General features: G+C 65.4%; 12 protein-coding genes. 4 read left to right on the top strand and 8 right to left on the bottom strand.

The genetic code is table 11. The annotated features are described in order from the left end of the window. Positions 1-176: 176 nt before the first annotated feature. The 3 genes from SKZ59_RS06365 (at position 177) to SKZ59_RS06355 (ending at position 2,793) form a co-directional block, all read left to right on the top strand. Positions 177-935, top strand: coding sequence for a DeoR/GlpR family DNA-binding transcription regulator (locus SKZ59_RS06365; RefSeq protein WP_175444512.1), 759 nt, complete (start codon positions 177-179; stop codon positions 933-935). Between the two features lie 358 nt (positions 936-1,293). Then, positions 1,294-1,797, top strand: coding sequence for a MarR family winged helix-turn-helix transcriptional regulator (locus SKZ59_RS06360; protein ID WP_046684031.1), 504 nt, complete (start codon positions 1,294-1,296; stop codon positions 1,795-1,797). Positions 1,798-1,875: 78 nt separating this feature from the next. After that, positions 1,876-2,793 (top strand): pyridoxal-phosphate dependent enzyme, encoded by a 918-nt coding sequence (locus SKZ59_RS06355; protein ID WP_319991128.1) that lies wholly within the window; start codon positions 1,876-1,878, stop codon positions 2,791-2,793. Positions 2,794-2,796: 3 nt separating this feature from the next. On the opposite strand, the gene SKZ59_RS06350 is transcribed toward SKZ59_RS06355, so the two are convergent. Genes SKZ59_RS06350 through SKZ59_RS06320 form a run of 7 tightly spaced genes read right to left on the bottom strand, consistent with a single transcriptional unit; the run spans position 2,797 to position 13,535 of the window. Next, on the bottom strand, positions 2,797-4,794 hold the full coding sequence (locus SKZ59_RS06350) for a diguanylate cyclase domain-containing protein (RefSeq protein ID WP_319991127.1): 1,998 nt from the start codon (positions 4,792-4,794) through the stop codon (positions 2,797-2,799). After that, positions 4,791-5,354 carry an adenylyl-sulfate kinase gene (gene cysC / locus SKZ59_RS06345; RefSeq protein ID WP_254671509.1) on the bottom strand — a complete coding sequence of 188 codons (564 nt, stop codon included), beginning with the start codon at positions 5,352-5,354 and terminating at the stop codon, positions 4,791-4,793. The genes SKZ59_RS06350 and cysC overlap by 4 nt, the downstream gene beginning before the upstream one ends. 29 nt (positions 5,355-5,383) lie before the next feature. Further along, entirely contained in the window at positions 5,384-8,053 is a 2,670-nt protein-coding gene (locus SKZ59_RS06340) for a molybdopterin-dependent oxidoreductase (protein ID WP_319991126.1), read from the bottom strand. 22 nt (positions 8,054-8,075) lie between these two features. Beyond that, positions 8,076-9,314: an NAD(P)/FAD-dependent oxidoreductase gene (locus SKZ59_RS06335; RefSeq protein WP_319991125.1), complete on the bottom strand. Its 1,239-nt coding sequence runs from the start codon at positions 9,312-9,314 to the stop codon at positions 8,076-8,078. After that, entirely contained in the window at positions 9,311-9,664 is a 354-nt protein-coding gene (gene nirD / locus SKZ59_RS06330) for a nitrite reductase small subunit NirD (RefSeq protein ID WP_319991124.1), read from the bottom strand. Before nirD ends, SKZ59_RS06335 begins: the two co-directional genes overlap by 4 nt. Before the next feature lie 12 nt (positions 9,665-9,676). Further along, positions 9,677-12,229 (bottom strand): nitrite reductase large subunit NirB, encoded by a 2,553-nt coding sequence (gene nirB / locus SKZ59_RS06325; protein WP_319991123.1) that lies wholly within the window; start codon positions 12,227-12,229, stop codon positions 9,677-9,679. Between the two features lie 10 nt (positions 12,230-12,239). After that, the gene (locus SKZ59_RS06320; RefSeq protein WP_319991122.1) at positions 12,240-13,535 is read right to left on the bottom strand and encodes an MFS transporter; all 1,296 of its coding nucleotides are present in this window, start codon (positions 13,533-13,535) and stop codon (positions 12,240-12,242) included. 404 nt (positions 13,536-13,939) lie between these two features. On the opposite strand from SKZ59_RS06320, the gene SKZ59_RS06315 reads away from it, so the two are divergent. Then, on the top strand, positions 13,940-15,562 hold the full coding sequence (locus SKZ59_RS06315) for a CehA/McbA family metallohydrolase (RefSeq protein WP_319991121.1): 1,623 nt from the start codon (positions 13,940-13,942) through the stop codon (positions 15,560-15,562). Here the strand turns inward: SKZ59_RS06315 and SKZ59_RS06310 are convergent. Then, complete coding sequence (locus SKZ59_RS06310) at positions 15,546-16,478, bottom strand: LysR family transcriptional regulator (protein ID WP_319991120.1); 933 nt, start codon at positions 16,476-16,478, stop codon at positions 15,546-15,548. The two genes, SKZ59_RS06315 and SKZ59_RS06310, sit on opposite strands and share 17 nt — an antisense overlap. Positions 16,479-16,507 lie beyond the last annotated feature (29 nt).

The raw sequence follows: 16,507 nt of genomic DNA, 5'->3' as shown, positions 1-16,507 counted from the left end.
GTCGTGGACACCCCGGCGAGGAAAGACTAGGCATCGCCGGCGACTGTCGTTAAGATCACCATTTCGTAATACGCATGCAATATGAATAAGGTTACGCCAGAATACGAACCCATAGCAACATATTTTTAGTACTATTTGTTCGTTTCTGTTCGTTTGTGATTTTTAAAGAGAGCACCATGATCTTGAATCCCCGCCAGCGCCGCCTGCTCGAAGTGGTGCGCCAGAAGGTCACCATGTCCGTCGAAGAGCTGGCCCAGCAGCTGGACGTGACGCCGCAAACCGTGCGCCGCGACGTCAAGCAGATGGAAGAAGCGCGCCTGCTGGCCCGCTACCACGGCGGCGTGGGCTTGCCCTCGTCCGTGGAAAACATCGATTACAGCCAGCGCCAAGTGTTCAACAGCGACGCCAAGCGGCGCATCGCGGCCGCCGTCGCCGCGCAAGTGCCGCACGGCTGTTCGCTGCTGATCAATATCGGCACGACGACCGAGGAAGTGGCGCGCGCGCTGGGCCGGCACACGGGCTTGCACGTGGTGACGAACAACCTGAACGTGGCCGCCATCCTGGCCGACAACGCGGCCTGCGAAGTCATCGTGGCCGGTGGCGTGGTGCGCGGGCGCGACCGCGGCATCGTGGGCGAAGCGACCATCGACTTCATCCGCCAGTTCAAGGTCGACATCGGCATCATCGGCATTTCCAGCATCGACGAAGACGGCAGCCTGCGCGACTTTGATGCGCGCGAAGTGAAGGTGGCGCAAGCGATCATCGAGCAGTCGCGCGAAGTGTGGCTGGTGGCAGACCAGCATAAATTCGGCCGCAAGGCGCTCGTGCGCCTGGCCGATCTGGCGCAAATCGACATCTTGTTTACGGATGCGCCACCGCCGCCCCGCTTTGCCGAAGTGCTGCGCGAAGCGGGCGTGAAGGTGGTGCTGGCCTGAGGGGAAGTTACATTTCCGCAGTAAAACTGCGCGCTGTCGCGTGGGCAATACGTCTTGTGTGGGCCAGCATACAGAATGATATGAAATATTTATCAATTCGGCAAAAATGCTGTTACCATTGATGCAACATGAGTTATTTTTTTAATCTTCCTCTCTCGCAATACGATTATTTGCTTGATATTGCTTTTTATTTATCTAGAGTAAGGAAAAAGGAAAAAACTCTTTGCCGCTGAGTGATTTCCTGTGAAAACAGTGTTAAAAATACCTCAAGCACGATGATTGTTCCCAAACAAACCACTCGACAGCAAGCGTGAAGGCCTTAACCATGCCGGCAACGCCGCCCAGTGAAGGAAGAGAAATGAGCCATAATTTTGAATCGGCCGCCATGCCGCAAGCCGCCCATCCCAACAGCGTCCCCGTCAGCGAGCTGGAAGCCCACCTCGGTTACTGGCTGCGTTTCGTTTCCAACCACGTATCCCACAGCTTCCAGAAAAAAGCCGAAGCCAATGGCGTGACGGTGTCCGAATGGGTGGTGCTGCGCGAAATGTTCCGTCTCGGCTGCACCTCGCCCACGGTGCTGGCGCAGGTGTCCGGCATGAGCAAGGGCGCCGTCTCGAAACTGATCGACCGCCTGGAAAGCAAGGGCATGGTCAGCAAGTCCATCCTGCTGGCCGACCGCCGCCAGCACTCGATCGAGCTGACGACGGAAGGCGAGGCGCTGGTGCCCGTGCTGGCCGAGATGGCCGACCAGAACGACGAGGAATTCTTCGGCAAGCTGCCGCGCCAGCTGCGCGACGACCTGCTCGAAGCGATGAAGGAAGTGGCGCGCACGCACCAGCTCAAGAGCGCCCCGCTGAACTAAGTCAATACCGGCAAGGGTGACGCGGCGGCGCGCGCGCTTCGGCTATGATGCTGGCCTGACTGTTTACCAGGAACACGCATGGCCCTGCACATCGAAACTCCCTTGCTCAACTCGCGCGCCCTGAGCCTGCACAGCGAGCGCGCCATCTGGCTCAAGCTCGAAGCCTTGCAGCCGCCCGGCTCCTTCAAGATCCGCGGCATCGGCCTCGCCTGCGAAGAATACGCGCGGCGCGGCGCCAGCCGTTTCATCTCCTCTTCCGGCGGCAATGCCGGCATCGCCGTCGCCTATGCGGGACGCCAGCTGGGCATTCCCGTCATCGTCGTGGTGCCGGAAACGACCAGTGAACGGGCCAAGGCCCTGATCGCGCAGGAAGGCGCCGAAGTCATCGTGCACGGCGCCGCCTGGCAGGAAGCGAACGCGCTGGCGCAGTCGATGCTCACGCCGCAAGACGCCTTTTTGCACCCGTTCGACGACCCGCTGCTGTGGCAGGGCCATGCCGGCATGATCGATGAAGTGGCCAGCGCCGGCCTGAAACCGGACGCCGTGGTGCTGTCAGTCGGTGGTGGCGGCCTGCTGGCCGGCGTGGCCGAAGGCTTGCAGCGCAACGGCTGGGACGACGTGGCCATCGTGGCCGTGGAAACGCAAGGCGCCGCCTCGCTGTCGGCGGCCGTGGCCGCGCGCGAACACGTGGCCCTGCCGGCGGTCAACAGCATCGCCACCTCGCTGGCCGCGCGCCAGGTATGCGCGCAGGCGTTCGCCATCAGCCAGACGCGCCTGCTCCATAGCGTGGTGGTGTCGGACCGGGACGCCGTCGACGCCTGCCAGCGCTTTATCACCGACCAACGCCTGGTGGTGGAACCGGCCTGCGGCGCGGCGCTGGCGGCCGTCTACGGCAAGGCGCCGGAACTGGCGCCCTACCGCAACGTGCTCGTCATCGTGTGCGGCGGCGTGACGGCCACCACGCAGCAGCTCGACCACTGGAGCGCCACCCTGTAGCCGCTACGGCGCCGCCTCGAGCAGCGCCACGCCATCGCGGCCCTGCCCTTTGGCGGCGTACAGGGCCTGGTCGGCCAGGTCCAGCAGCTGCGCCGGCGTCAGGGCGCCTTCGCGGAAGATGGCGATGCCGATGCTGGTCGTCACCGGCAGCGGGCCGCTGGCCAGCTCGAAGGGCTGGCGGATGGCGTCGACGATCTTGGCGCCGACCTGGCGCACTTCGGCCGCACCGTTCACGCCTTGGAGAATGATCACGAATTCATCGCCTGCCAGGCGCGCCACCAGGTCGCTGGCGCGCACGCTGCGCACCAGGCGCGAAGCGAATTCCTTCAGTACCTCGTCGCCCGCCTTGTGTCCCAGACTGTCGTTGATGGCCTTGAAACGGTCGATATCGAGATAGGCGAGCGCCATCGGTGCGCGCGTGGCCCGCGTGCGCTGCATGCTTTGCGCCAGCTGCTCGTCGAAGCGGCGCCGGTTGGCGATGCCCGTCAGCGTATCGGTGGCGGCGGCGAACTGCAGCGCCGTGTGCATCGCCTTGGTCTTGGTGATTTCGTGAATCAGGCCATACACGCCTTCCACCGCGCCGCTCTCGCCCACATCGGGCACGTAGCTGGTATGGAAGGTGCGCTCCCCCGCCTCGTTGTCGACCGTGAATTCATAGTCGACCTCCTCGCCCGCGAAGGCGCGCAGCAGGTGCTGCTCGCGCAGCTGGTAGGCTTCCTCGCCCAGCACCTCGCGCATGGAATGCATCAGGCTCTCCCTGGCCGAGACGCCGAACCATTTTTCAAACGTCGCATTGATGAACTGGTAGCGGTGTTCGCGGTCGATATACACGATCACCACGGGCACATGGTCCGTCAGCAGTTTCAAGCGCCGCTCGCTGTCGCGCGTTTGCGCCTCGGCGATTTCACGCTCGGCCACCAGCGAGTAAAAATCGCGGCTCAAGTCGCCGATCTCGTCGCGCCGCTCGATTTGCAGCGCCTCGATACCCAGGCGCTGGCGGCGGATCTGGTGCACCTGGCGGCGCAAGCGCTCCAAAGGCTGCAACAGGCGCAGCACGATGCGCCAGCCGGCCAGGCCAGCCAGCGCCGCCAGCAGCACGGCGGCCAGCAGGATCTTGCTGCGGATGGCGTGCAGCGGCGCAAAGGCCTCGCTCATCGGATACACGGACGCCAGTATCCAGCCCGTCGAGGCGATGCGGTGGTAGGCGAACAGGGCATCGATGCCCTGCGTGGTGGTCCCCGTCATCCAGCCTTCGTAGCCCTGCATGGCGCTCCGCGTGGGCACGCTGACGGGGCCGTGGGCTTCGATATGCTGCATGATGCGCGACTTGTCGGGATGCTCGACGATGACGCCTTCGCTGGTCATGATGTACAGGTAGCCGCCAGGGCCCGGCTTGAGGGCGCCGAGACGGCCGAGGAAATCGGGCTGGCGCAGGTTGACGCTGGCCGCCAGCACATAGCGCACACCGCCGTGCGCGTCGAACACGGGCTGCGTCACCACCACGATGGGCATGCCGGAAATGCTGCCGTTAAGCGGCGAGGAAATCACCGAACGCCGGGTCGCCAGCGTCTGTTCAAAGTAAGGGCGGCCCTTCACGTTCAGCCCCGCCTGCGGCTTGAAGGGACTCACGCTGGCCAGGACGATGCCGTCGGCACCGACCACGCCGGCCGAATAGAACTCCTTGCCCAGCACCGTTTGCGCGGCCAGGAAGCGCTGCAGGCTGGCGCCGTCGTGCGCACCGCTGGCCGCCAGGCTGTCCGCGATCGCGCGCAGCACATTGCGCTTCGCGTCGAGTTCCTCGTCGATGAAGACGGCGGCGCTGGCCAGCGATACGTACTGCTGGCGCCCCATCACGTCGCGCATGCCGCGCTCGGCCACGGCCAGGGTGGCCAGCGCCAGCGAGGCGACCGCGCCCAGCACGAGCAGGAAGACGACCATGCTCATGCGCGCCTTCAGGCTGGCGGGCAGGCGCCGGCGCAGCTGTTTTCGCCAGTTCGTCACGTACGTCGCTGAAGATAGTGGCACAGGCGCTCGACCGATTCGTCCAGCGCCAGGGTGCCCGTGTCCAGGGTCAGCGCGGCCGCCAGCGGCGCTTCGTAAGGCGCGGAAATGCCCGTGAATTGCGCGAGCTGCCCCGCGCGCGCCTTTTCATACAGGCCCTTGGGATCGCGCGCCTCGCACACGGCCAGCGGCGTGCTGACGTGGACTTCGATGAAATGCGCCGCGCCGATGATGGCGGCGGCCATGGCCCGGTCGGCGCGGTACGGGGAAATGAAGGCGGCGATGACGGTCAGGCCCGCCCCGTTCATCAGGCGCGCCACTTCGGCCGCGCGGCGGATGTTTTCATGCCGGTCCTCGGGCGTAAAACCGAGATCGCGGTTCAAGCCATGGCGCAGCTGGTCGCCGTCGAGCACCGCCACGGCGCGGCCCTGCGCCTTGAGCTGGCGCGCCAGCGCGCCGGCGATGCTGGACTTGCCGGCGCCGCTCAAGCCCGTCAGCCAGACCGTGTCGTGTTGTCCTGCTGTCATCACACTGCCTCTCTCCTGTAGAGCTGGCAATATAACAAAGCCGCGCGGGAAAGGACAGACTATCAGGCAGCGCTGCGCGCCTCAAGCAGCAACTGTCGTATCTCCGGCACGCAGGAGCCGCAATTGCCGCCCGCCTTGACGCAGGCCGTCACCTGCGCCGTCGTCGTCAGTTTTTGCTCCACGATGGCCGCGCAAATGGTGTTGCGCCCCACGCCAAAGCACGAGCACACGGTGGGGCCGGCATCGACGCCCTTGCCGATGGGCTGGCCCAGCAGCACGCCGGCACGGTCGGCCGCATCCATCTGCGCATGCGCAAACAGGCCCGCCAGCCAGCTGCGCGACGGCAGGTCGGGACGGGGCGAGACATACACGCATTGCGCGATGCGCCCCTCGTCCAGGTGCACGGCGCGGTACACGCCGGCGCTGGCATCCGCGTAATCGAGCCAGTCGGCGTTGTCGTCCGTGACGCCGAGCAGCGCGCGCGCCCAGGCGCCCAGGTCGTCGATGCGCTGGCGGCCGGCCAGCTCGTAGCGCAGGAACTGCTCGCCCTGGATGCGCGTCCAGTGCGCCACGCCGTCCAGGTCCAAGGGCGTGCGGCTCAACACGAAAGCATGCCAGTGCACGCGGAACTGCTCGATGCGCACGGGCGTGTGCTTGAATTCGGGCTCGCCCGAGACGGGATCGACGACGGGGTTGACGACGGCGCCCACGCGCGCGTCGGAGGCATTCGCGTCGCTCCAGTGGATCGGCACGAAGACCTGGCCGCGCGCGATGCCGCCGCCATGCACGACCCTGGCCACCATCGCGCCCCAGGCGCTGGACACGCGCGCCAGCTCGCCTTCGCGCACGCTGTACAACAGCGCGTCCTGCGGGTGGATATCGATGAACGCTTCGGCGATATGCCCCGACAGTTTCGCCGCCTTTCCCGTACGCGTCATCGTATGCCACTGGTCGCGCACCCGGCCCGTGTTCAGGATGAGTGGATAGTCTTCGTCGGGCATGTTGCGCGGCGCGCGCGGCGCCGTCGGCACGAAGCGCGCGCGGCCGTCCGCATGCGCGAAGCGGCCATCGCCGAACAGGCGCGCCTGGCCCTGCGGCCACTGCTGCGGCGCCAGGGCGTCGTAGCGCGCCGCATCCAGGCCCGCCAGGTGGCCCAGGTTGAACAGCCGCTTTGTGGCACCTTCGTTGCGGAAGGCGGACAGGCGCGCGTGCTCATCGAAGATGGCTTGCGGCGCCGTGAAATCGAAGCCGGCATAGCCCATGCGGCGCGCCACGTCGCACAGCACGTCCCAGTCGGCGCGCGCTTCGCCGGGCGCCAGCAGAAAGGCGCGCTGGCGCGAGATGCGGCGCTCGGAATTGGTCACCGTGCCATCCTTTTCACCCCAGCCCAGGGCGGGCAGCAGCACGTCGGCGTGGGCGTTCGTGTCCGACCCAGTGCTGATGTCGGACACCACCACCAGCTCGCACTTGGCCAGCGCGCGGCGCACCTGGTCGGCGTCCGGCATGCTGACCAGCGGATTGGTGGCGATGATCCACACGGCCTTGACCTTGCCCGCCTCGATGGCGTGGAACAGCTCCACCGCCTTCAAGCCAGGCTTGTCGGCGATGCGCGGCGAGTCCCAGAAGGTTTGCACGGCTTCGCGGTGCGCCGGCTTGTCGAGATCCAGGTGGGCCGCCAGCATATTGGCCAGGCCGCCCACTTCGCGCCCGCCCATGGCGTTCGGCTGGCCCGTGAGGGAAAACGGCCCCATGCCGGGCTGGCCGATGCGCCCGGTCGCCAGGTGGCAGTTGATGATGCTGTTGACCTTGTCCGTGCCGGAAGACGACTGGTTGACGCCCTGCGAAAAGGCCGTGACGACCTTGCGCGTGGCGGCAAACGCCTGGTAGAACGCCAGCAAGGCTTGCGGGTCGACCTTGCAGATTTTCGCCACACGCAAAGGATCGGAACAGTCGACATGGGCGGCGGCCAGCGCTTCATCGAGGCCGCTGCTGTGCCGCGTCACAAAATCATCGGCGATCACGCCTTCCTTCGCCAGATAGCACAGCAAGCCGTTGAACAGCCACACGTCGGTGCCCGGTTTCACGGGCAGGTGCAGGTCGGCCAGCTCGCAGGTGGCCGTGCGGCGCGGGTCGATCACCACCAGTTTCATCTCCGGCCGGGTTTCGCGGATGCGGGCGATGCGCTGGAACAGGATCGGGTGGCACCAGGCCGTGTTCGAGCCCACCAGCACCACCATGTCGGCCAGTTCCAGGTCTTCATAGCAGCCGGGCACGATATCCTCGCCAAACGCGCGCTTGTGGCCGGCCACGGCCGACGACATGCACAGGCGCGAATTGGTGTCGATATTCGCGCTGCCCACATAGCCCTTCATGAATTTATTGGCGATGTAATAGTCTTCCGTCAGCAGCTGGCCCGAGACGTACAGGGCGACGGCGTCGGGGCCATGCTTGTCGATGATGGCGCGCAAGCCGCCGGCCACCTGGTCCAGCGCGGCATCCCAGGAGGACGGCTGCAGGACGCCATCGACGCGTACCTGCGGCTGCAGCAGGCGCTGGTCAAGATCCAGGGTGTCGCCGAGGGCCGAGCCTTTCACGCACAGCTTGCCCAGGTTGGCCGGGTGATTGGCATCACCGGCGATGCGGATGGCGCCGTCGGGCAGGCGTGTCGCTTCCACGCCGCAGCCGACGCCGCAATACGGGCAAGTGGTTTTCACGGGCGTGCAGCTTGTCATGGGCGTATCCTGTTGGTCGCTGTCAGGCGGCCTGGGCGCACAGCGCCTGGCCAAACAATAAATGGGCGCGCAGCTTGCTGATGTCGCGGCGCTGCTGGATCAGGTCGAAATACCAGGGGCCGTCCTGCACGTCGCCATACAGCACGGCGCCGGCCAGGCGGCTGCCCTGCACCACCAGGCGCTTGTAGACGCCGCGGCGCGGATCGCGCAGCACCAGGTCTTCGCTGCCCTCGCCGCCGATGATGTCGCCGGCCGAATACAGGTCGATGCCCGTCACTTTCAATTTGGTGGCGCTGGCCTGCTGCACGTAGCGGCGATGCCCTGCGCCGGCCAGGTGGGCGCCGCACACGCGCGCCTGTTCCCAGATGGGCGCGACGAGGCCAAACGTGGCGCGCCGGTGCTGCACGCATTCGCCCACGGCGTACACGCGCGGGTCGTAGCTTTGCAGGCAATCGTCAACGACGATGGCCCGTTCGCAGTGCAGGCCGGCCGCTTGCGCCAGCGCGATATTGGGGCGCACGCCGGCCGTCATCACCACCAGGTCGGCGGGGATCGACGTGCCATCGGCAAAACGCACGCCTTGCACCCGATCGCTGCCGAGGATTTCCGCCGTCTGCGCGTGCATCAAAAACCGCAGGCCGCGCGCTTCCAGCGCCGATTTCAACAGCATCGACGCGGGTGCGTCCAGCTGCTGGTTCATCAGGGCGCCGCTCATGTGCACGACGGTGACGTCCATGCCCTGGCGCTGCAAGCCGTTGGCCGCTTCCAGTCCCAGCAAGCCGCCGCCGATGACCACCGCGTGGCGGTGCCTGCGCGCCGCCTGCAGCATGGTGTCGACGTCGCTGATATCGCGAAAACCGATCACGCCAGGCAGATCATGCCCGGGCACGGGCACGATGAACGGCGTGGAACCGGTGGCCAGCAGCAGGCGGTCATAGGCGACCGTGATGCCGGACACCGATTGCACGGTGCGCGCCTTGCGGTCGATGCGCACGACGGGGTCGCCCGCGTGCAGGGTGATGCCGTTGTGCGCATACCAGTCGCGCGTGTGCAGCATGATGTCGTCGACCGACTTTTCGCCGGCCAGCACGGGCGACAGCAAAATGCGGTTGTAATTGCCGTGCGGCTCGGCGCCGAACACGGTGATATCGTACAGGTCCGGCGCCAGCTTCAATAGTTCCTCGACCGTGCGCATGCCGGCCATGCCGTTGCCGACCACCACGAGCGAGGGACGCGCAGTGGCCTTGGCTGGCGGATTCACAGGGCCACCCACACCATGTCGGCAAACACGCGCGCCGGCCAGGCGGCGACCGAATGTTCGGGCGCTTCGATGCACTCGCCGCTGGCCAGGTCGAAATGCTGTTTGTAGATCGGCGAGGCGACGACGACGCGCTCGCCGATGCTGCCGACCAGGCCCCGCGACAGCACGGAAGCGTCCGCATTCGGGTCGATATTGTCGATGGCGTACACGCGCGGCGCCGCATCGCCGACGCGGAACACGGCCACGTGGCGGCCACCCAGCAACGCGCACACGCCCGTGTCGGGCACGATGTCGGCCAAGAGACAGATGGCCACCCAATTGTCGGCGGTGGCGCCGGAAAGTTCATTCATCGCATTCATGGCTCACGCCTCCACGGCAAGGATGGGGATCACGGTGCTGCGGCGTTCCAGTTCGGTGGCGGGCCGGATCTGGCCCCGCTCTTCGACGAACACCACGTTTTCATCGCTCTTCTCGCTGTTGACGAAATGGCGGAAGCGCTGGCGCACGGCGGGGTTGGAAACGGCTTCCTTCCACTCGCAGGCATAGGTGTCGACCACGTGCTGCATGTCCGCTTCCAGCTCGTGGGCGATGCCCAGGCTGTCGTCGATGATGACGCGCTTGAGGTAATCGAGGCCCCCTTCCAGGTTGTCGCGCCACACGCTGGTGCGCTGCAGGCGGTCGGCCGTGCGCACGTAAAACATCAGGAAGCGGTCGACATAGCGCACCAAGGTGGCTTCATCGAGATCGGAAGCGATCAGTTCCGCGTGGCGCGGCTTCATGCCGCCATTGCCGCACACGTACAGGTTCCAGCCCTTTTCCGTGGCGATCAGGCCGATGTCCTTGCCCTGCGCCTCGGCGCATTCGCGCGTGCAGCCGGAGACGCCGAACTTGATCTTGTGCGGCGTGCGCAAGCCCTTGTAGCGGTTTTCCAGCTCGATCGCAAAGCCCACGCTGTCGGCCACGCCATAGCGGCACCAGGTGGAGCCGACGCACGATTTCACCGTGCGCAAGGATTTGCCGTAGGCGTGGCCCGATTCGAATCCGGCCGCGATCAGTTCTTCCCATATGGCCGGCAACTGGTCGACGCGCGCGCCGAACAGGTCGACCCGCTGGCCGCCCGTGATCTTCGTATATAAGCCGTACTTTTTCGCCACCATGCCCACGGCGATCAAGCCGTCGGCCGTCACTTCACCGCCCGGCATGCGCGGCACGACGGAATACGTGCCATCCTTCTGGATATTGCCGAGGAAGTAATCGTTGCTGTCCTGCAGGCTGGCGTGCACGGGAGAGAGCACGAAATCGTTCCAGCACGAGGCGAGGATATTCGCCGCCACGGGCTTGCACACGTCGCAACCGAGCCCCTGGCCATGCGCGCCCAAGAGTTCGCCGAAGCTGCGGATTTTGCCCACGCGCACCAGGTGGTGCAATTCCTGGCGCGAGTACGCAAAGTGCTCGCACACGTGGTTGTTCACCATCAGGCCCTGCTTCTGCATTTCCGCCTTCATGATCTGCGTGACCAGCGGCACGCAGCCGCCGCACGCGGTGCCCGCCTTGGTGCAGCTTTTCAGGGCGCCGATGGTGGTGGCGCCCTCGGCGACGGCCGCGCACAGCGCGCCTTTCGACACGTCGTTGCACGAGCAGATTTGCGCCGACTCGGGCAAGGCGTCCACGCCCAGGCCCACCTTTTGCTGGCCATCGGCCTGCGGCAGGATCAGGAATTCGGGGGATGCCGGCAGCTCGATCTTGTTGAGCATCATCTGCAGCAAGGTGCCGTATTCGCTGGCGTCGCCCACCATCACGCCGCCAAGCAGGTATTTGCCGCAATCGGAAACGACGATTTTCTTGTAGATCTGCTTGCGCTCATCCATGAACTGGTAGGAGCGGCTGCCCGGCGCATTGCCGTGCGGGTCACCGAGGCTGGCCACGTCCACGCCCATCAGTTTGAGCTTGGTGCTCATGTCGGCGCCCTTGAATGAGGCTTCGCCCTCTTCCTGCAACAGGTGGCGCGCCGCGATGCGGGCCATTTCGTAGCCGGGCGCCACCAGGCCGAACACCAGGCCGCCCCACAGCGCGCATTCGCCGATCGCATAGATGTCAGGGTCGGAGGTGACGCAGCTGTCATCGATGGCGATGCCGCCGCGCGGGCCCACGTCCAGGCCGCAGGCGCGCGCCAGTTCGTCGCGCGGACGGATGCCGGCCGAGAAGACGATCATGTCCGCTTCCAGGTGGCTGCCATCGGCGAACTGCATGCGGTGCGTGGCTTCTTCGCCGTCGACGATGGCCAGCGTATTTTTTTGCGTGTGCACGGTCACGCCCAGCTCTTCGATCTTGCGGCGCAGGACGCGCGCGCCGCCTTCATCGACCTGCACGGCCATCAGGCGCGGCGCGAATTCCACCACGTGGGTATCGAGTTTCAAATCGCGCAAAGCCTTCGCGCATTCGAGACCCAGCAGCCCGCCACCGATCACCACGCCAGTTTTGGATTTGCCACCCCAGGCCAGCATGGCTTCCAGGTCTTCGATGGTGCGGTAGACGAAGCAGCCATCGCGCTCCTTGCCCGGCAGCGGCGGCACGAACGGCGCCGAACCGGTGGCGAACACCAGCTTGTCGTAGGCCAGCACGTCACCGGTACTGGCCGTGACGGTTTTCGCCACGCGGTCGATGGACACGGCGCGCGCATTGAGTTTCAGGACGACGTTGCCCTTGTCGAAAAAGCCGGGTGCCACCAGCGACAGGTCGTCGGCCGATTTGCCGCTGAAAAATTCGGACAGGTGCACCCTGTCATAGGCGGGGCGCGGCTCTTCGCACAAGACCGTCACGGACAGGTGCGGCGCGTTTTCCAATGCCAGGCGTTCGAGGAATTTATGCCCGACCATGCCATGGCCAAGGACGACGATGTTCAAGGGGTGGTTCATTGCTCTCTCCTCAGGCTGCGGCCATGTTCGGTTCGGCCGCTGCACGGGTAAAACGCACGGCGATGGCGCACAGGGCCGAGATCACCACCAGAGCGCTCAGGATGATCAGGGTCTGGCGGATATCGCCCGTGCCCTTCATCAGGAAACCGGCCGCCACGGCGCCCACGTTGCCGCCCGCGCCGATGATGCCGGCCACGCCGCCCAGCGCCTTGCTGTCGATGAAAGGCACCAGCGCGTAGGTGGCGCCGCACGCCATGTGGGTGAACAGGCCGAAGACCAGCATGGCGATCACGGCCCAGGTGACGCTGTCGACCTTGGCAAACCACAGCAGGCCCACGCCTTCGCCGATCATCAGCATGAACAACAGGGTCACGCGGCTGTTCAGGTTGCCGCGCAGGGCCAGCTTGTCGGACATCCAGCCACCCAAAGCGCGGGCAAACAGGGCCAGCAAGCCGAAGCTGCCGGCGGCCAGGCCGGCCGATTTCAAGGACAGGCCAAAATGGTCGACGTAGTACACGGCGGCGATGTTGTGGATGAAAATCTCGATGCCGAAGCAGGCGCCGTAGGTGACGAACAGCAGCCACACGCGGTAGTTGGAGCTGGCCGCCTTGAAGCTGTCCCAGCCACCCTTCTTGCCACCCTCAATGGCGATGCCGGCGGCGCGCAAATCCGAATAATTGCCTTCAGGGCAATCCTGCGTATAACGCCAGTAGAGAACGGCCATCACCAGCATCAGCACGCCCGGCACCAGCAGGGCCACGCGCCAGCCCAGCGATTCGGACACGCCCAGCATCAGCACGGCACCGAGCAGCAGCGGCATCAGCGCCTGCGCCGCGCCGCCGCCCGCATTGCCCCAGCCGGCGGCGGCGGCATTCGCCGTACCGACAACGCGCGGAGCGAACATCACGGAGGTGTGATATTGCGTGATGACAAAGCTGGCGCCGACGGCGCCGATGCCCAGACGGAAGAACAGAAAGCTTTCATAGCTTTGCGACGCGGCCACGCCCAGCACGGGAATGGCGCCCAGCAGCAGCAAGCCCGTGTAAGTCTTGCGCGGGCCGTAGCGGTCGCACAATGGCCCGACGATCAGGCGCACGAGGATGGTGATGGCGACGGCCGCGATATTGATGTTGGCCACTTGCGCCAAGGAAAGGCCGAACTCGCCCTTGATGACAGGCATCAGGGGAGCGCAAGCGAACCAGGCGAAGAAACACACGAAAAATGCCATCCACGTCAGGTGGAATGCGCGCATGGGCGGCGTGGCGAGGGAGAAGAGCGCGATGCGCGTTGCTTTTTGGCTGGCCATGATAGGTTCCCGAAATATCCCGTTGATAAAACAAAACGGCGCCCGCCCCCGCCGATGAAAAATCAGCCTGGGCGGACGCCGTTGTCCATGTGGTCCGTCGTTGGACCGTTGTGCGTTTATTCAGGGGATCGCCGTTGATCCGTACCTTCTGTTTAGCAAGCGCCGTGCCAGCTTGTCTGACGGGCAAGCGGCACCATTCGCACTGGCTTTGCGCCAGATCATGGCCAATCACGGTGCAAGCACGCCACTTGCTGGTGCATGCGGGGAACCAGCGACGGCATTTCTTGTCTAAACTGCATCTGAAGCAGTAGCGGGAGGCCACGATGGTCAAGACACTGCAACGACGACGCCTAAGGCCACCTTGGTCGCCATGGATGGCATGTGCGTGCGCGGGTTTGTTGCTGATGGCATGGAGTAACACTGCCGCCGCGCAAGAGACTAAGGAACACAGCGAGCTCGATGCCACCGTTGTCGCGCCCTTTCACGCCGCGCGCGGTGAGCGTGTCACGCAGGCGCGTACATTTGTCGTGCGGCTCACCTATCCCGACGAAGGCCGCAGCCATGCCGTGCGCTGGACCTTGACACTATCGGGTCCCGGCCCGCAAGGCGCCGTGCTACGGCGCTGGTCGGGCACGGAACAGGTGGGGGCCAACGGCAAGAGCGTGAACCTGCCCTGGGATGGCCACGCCGACGCCGATGCGCGCGAACGGAGAGTGCTGGCGCCGAACGGCTTGTACGAACTGCGCCTGCTGGCCGTGGCCGATGCCGGCACGCCGCATGAAGCGCAGGTGGAACAGCAGTGGCCCATCCAGGTGCAGCGCGGCGCAAGCACGGCGCCCAGGGTGAGCGCCTTCCAGGCTGGCCTGCAACAACTGCCCGGCCTGGAAGGCCAGCCCGGCTACCGCATCGTCTACGCCAACCTGCACAGCCAGACGCGCCACAGCGACGGCGGCGCGGCACTCGACGCCTGCCATGGCGCGCAAGACCCGCAAACGGCACCCTACGGCCCCATCGATGCCTACAAGTATGCGCAAGAACACGGGCTCGACGCCCTGCTGACATCCGAGCACAACCATATGTACGACGGTTCCGACGGCACGAATAGCGCTGCCGCCCCTGCCGAAGCGATCGCGCTGTACCAGACGGGGCTGGCTGAAGCGGCTGCGTACACTGCCGCCCATCCCGGTTTCCTGGCCCTGTACGGCATGGAATGGGGTGTCATCAACAAGGGCGGCCACCTGAATATCATCAATAGCGGGCAATTGCTGGGCTGGGAAAAAAATGCCCGTGGGGAATTGCTGGCCGACATGGAAACGCCGAAAGGCGATTACGCGGGTCTCTACAAGCTGATGCGCGAACGGGGCTGGATCGGGCAGTTCAACCATCCGGCCCAAACGGGCCAGTTTCTCGTCAACGGCCAGCCGCTCGGCTACACGCCGGACGGCGACGCGGCCATGGTGCTGTGCGAAGTCATGAATACGTCCGCGTTTTCCACAAACGACGCGGAAACGGAAACCCGGCGCAGCAATTACGAGGCGGCCTGCAACCGGGCCCTGGCGGCCGGCTACCACGTGGCCTTCAGCAGCAACCAGGATAACCACTGCGCCAACTGGGGCGCCTCGTACGGCAACCGCACGGCCGTGCTGGTGGCCGGTCCGGCCGCCGGCACGCCCGTTTCACGCGACAGCTTCCTCGACGCGCTGCGCGCGCGCCGCGTCTACGCCACGATGGACAAGCATGCGCAACTGCTGTTCACGGCCAACGGCAGGCTGATGGGCGAGCGCTTCGACAACCACGGTCCCTTGCGCCTGGCCACCAGTTTCAGCAACAGCGCCGGGCGCCAAGTGGCCGCCATCGCCATCTTCCACGGCGTGCCGGGCGGCAACGGTTCCGTCATCCCCATATCGGACCAGGCCGAGCTCACCATCACGCCCGCGCCCGGCCCCCATTTCTATTACGCGCGGCTGACGCAGGACGACGGCAACATCGTCTGGTCGGCGCCCGTGTGGGTCAATCAGTTGCCGTGATGGCGACAGGGCGGGCGGAATGCCGGGCCATCAATTCGGCCACCCAGTCGATAAAGACGCGCAGTTTTTTGCTGACATGGCGGTTCGGCGGATAGGCCAGATGGAGCGGCATGGGATCGACCGTCCATGCTTCGAACAGCGGCAGCAGCTCGCCCCTGGCCACGTGCGGGCGCGCCATATAATCGGGCAGCCACAGCACGCCCAGCCCCGCCACCCCGGCTGCCAGGTAGGCGTTGCCATCGTCGATCGACAGCACGTACTGGCCATGGATCTTGACGCTCTTGCCCTCGCGGTGCATCACATACGGAAAGCCGTTGCCGCCGCGTCCCCAGCGAAAGCGCACGATGCGGTGCGCGCTGTCCTGCAAGTCCAGCGGATGCAGGGGCGTGCCCACCCGTTGCAGATAGGCCGGCGCCGCATACACGCCCAGTGGCAAGTCGGCGAGCTTGCGCGCCATCAGCGACTGGTCGGTGATGTCACCGCCGCGTATCACGCAATCGACATTGTCGGCGATCACGTCGACCATGCGGTCGCTGGCGCCCATGTCGAGCACAATATCGGGATACAGCGCATGAAACGTGGGCAGCGCCGGCACCAGCAGCAAGGCGGCGAACGGACTGGGCACGTCCACCCGCAGCTGGCCCCGCGGCAAGGCGGCGGCATGCGGCAAGCTCGTTTCGATTTCTTCCAGGGTATCGAGCACCTGCACGATGCGCTCGTAATAGGCCGCGCCATCGGCCGTCACATTGACCTTGCGCGTGGTGCGATTCAGCAGTTTCAGGCGCAGGCGCGCCTCGAGCTGCTGCACCAGTTGCGTCACCGTGGTGCGGCTCATCTGCAAGGTCGCGGCCGCGCGCGTAAAACTGCCCGTCTCGACCACCCGCACGAACGCCTTCATCGCATCAAACCTGTCCATCCACGCCTCCGCCATTCGATTGTTTGGAT

The sequence above is a fragment of the Janthinobacterium sp. GMG2 genome, from assembly GCF_033949445.1.
Lineage (GTDB): Bacteria > Pseudomonadota > Gammaproteobacteria > Burkholderiales > Burkholderiaceae_D > Janthinobacterium > Janthinobacterium aestuarii.
Note: the sequence above shows the minus strand (reverse complement) of the source record. Positions and strands in the feature narration are given on the sequence as shown.

What these genes read in the sequence shown, in the direction of transcription:
- SKZ59_RS06320 (WP_319991122.1), bottom strand. Translation starts at nt 13,535, where the DNA reads ATGGCCAGCCAAAAAGCAACGCGCATCGCGCTCTTCTCCCTCGCCACG.
- SKZ59_RS06360 (WP_046684031.1), top strand. Translation starts at nt 1,294, where the DNA reads ATGAGCCATAATTTTGAATCGGCCGCCATGCCGCAAGCCGCCCATCCC.
- SKZ59_RS06355 (WP_319991128.1), top strand. Translation starts at nt 1,876, where the DNA reads ATGGCCCTGCACATCGAAACTCCCTTGCTCAACTCGCGCGCCCTGAGC.
- nirB (WP_319991123.1), bottom strand. Translation starts at nt 12,229, where the DNA reads ATGAACCACCCCTTGAACATCGTCGTCCTTGGCCATGGCATGGTCGGG.
- SKZ59_RS06365 (WP_175444512.1), top strand. Translation starts at nt 177, where the DNA reads ATGATCTTGAATCCCCGCCAGCGCCGCCTGCTCGAAGTGGTGCGCCAG.
- SKZ59_RS06310 (WP_319991120.1), bottom strand. Translation starts at nt 16,478, where the DNA reads ATGGACAGGTTTGATGCGATGAAGGCGTTCGTGCGGGTGGTCGAGACG.
- nirD (WP_319991124.1), bottom strand. Translation starts at nt 9,664, where the DNA reads ATGAATGAACTTTCCGGCGCCACCGCCGACAATTGGGTGGCCATCTGT.
- SKZ59_RS06340 (WP_319991126.1), bottom strand. Translation starts at nt 8,053, where the DNA reads ATGACAAGCTGCACGCCCGTGAAAACCACTTGCCCGTATTGCGGCGTC.
- SKZ59_RS06315 (WP_319991121.1), top strand. Translation starts at nt 13,940, where the DNA reads ATGGCATGGAGTAACACTGCCGCCGCGCAAGAGACTAAGGAACACAGC.